Genomic DNA, 1529 nt, shown 5'->3' on the forward strand with positions numbered 1-1529 from the left:
CAGCTGGATGCCGCGCTCGACGACGTCGAAGCCGGGCAAGAGCAGCTCGACGCCGGCCAGGAGCAGCTCGACGCCGCACGCGAACAGGCCGAAGCCGCCGGCGCACCCGCCGAGCAGCTCGCCGCGCTCGATGCTCAGCAGGCCGAGCTCGATGCCCAGCAGGAGCAGCTCGACGCGGCCCGCGAGGAGATCGCCGCGCAGCAGGCCGAGCTCGACGAAGGTCGCGCCGATCTCGTCGAGGGCGCGGAGCAGCTCGAGCTCGGCGCCGATCTGCTCGCGCTCTCGGACGGCATCCGCGTCGTGTCCGAGGACGGCGCGACGGCGCTGGTGAACGTCTCGTTCGACGTGCCGCTGCTGGAGCTCGACGCCGCGTCGAAGGAGGCCGTGATCTCCTACGTCGAGGCGAATCCGATCGACGGCGTCGAGTACGCCTTCTCGTCGACCCTCGCCCAGTCGGTTCCGAACCTGATCGGCGTCGGGGAGATCGCGGGCCTCGCGATCGCCGCGGTCGTGCTGCTGGTCATGCTCGGCACGGTCATCGCCGCGGCGCTGCCCATCGTCACCGCTCTCGTCGGCGTGGGCATCGCGGTGCTCGCCGCGCTGTCACTGTCGGGCGTGCTGGACATGTCGAGCGTCACGCCGGTGCTCGGCATCATGCTCGGGCTGGCGGTCGGCATCGACTACTCGCTGTTCATCATCAACCGCCACCGCAAGCAGCTGCTCGAGGGCGCGGAGATGCGCGAATCCATCGGACTCGCCAACGGCACCGCCGGAAACGCGGTCACCTTCGCCGGCTCCACCGTCATCATCGCGCTGCTGGCGCTGAACATCACCGGCATCCCCTTCCTCGGGCTCATGGGAACCGTCGGCGCGTTCGCGGTGCTCATCGCCGTGCTGATCGCCGTCACCCTGACGCCCGCGCTGCTGGGGCTCATCGGTCCCCGCGTGCTGAACCGTCGTGCCCGGGCGAAGGTCGGCTCCGTCCACCACGAGGATTCCGCGGCCGCCCCCATGGGCACGTGGCGAGCCGTGCTCACGGCGGCCGGTGCGATCATCGCGCTGCTGGTGATCGCCATCCCGGCCCTGTCGATGCGCGTCGGGCTGCCCGACGGCTCGAGCGAGCCCGAAGAGTCGTACGCCTACCAGGCGTACACGCTCACCGAGGAGGCGTTCGGCGCCGGCGTCAACGGCACGCTGCTCGTGTCGGCGACGCTGCCCGGTGACCTCGACGAGACGGCCGAGCTGCAGGCGCAGCTCGACATCGCCACCGCCCTGTCCGACCTCGACGGCGTCGTCGCCGTCGCACCGATCGCCGTATCGGATGACGGCACCCTCGCGGCGTTCCAGGTGGTGCCCGAAGACGGGCCGAGCTCGGTGTCGACCGAGGAGCTCGTGCGCAACCTGCGCGCCCTGCCTCCCGTCGACGGCGAATACGCGCTCGGCGTGGCCGGCCAGGCCGCCATCAACATCGACATCTCCGAGAACCTCGCCGCGGTGCTGCCGCTGTACATCGCGGTCGTCGTCGGACT

The 1529-nt window shown here is 70.9% G+C and carries 1 protein-coding gene; it reads left to right on the forward strand.

What is annotated here, in order from left to right; all coding sequences use genetic code 11:
• On the forward strand, positions 1 to 1529 hold a 1529-nt coding region (locus B4E30_RS02235), incomplete at both ends, for an MMPL family transporter (RefSeq protein ID WP_286793295.1).

Source organism: Microbacterium sp. UBA3394, from assembly GCF_002358725.1.
GTDB classification, from domain to species: domain Bacteria; phylum Actinomycetota; class Actinomycetes; order Actinomycetales; family Microbacteriaceae; genus Microbacterium; species Microbacterium luteum.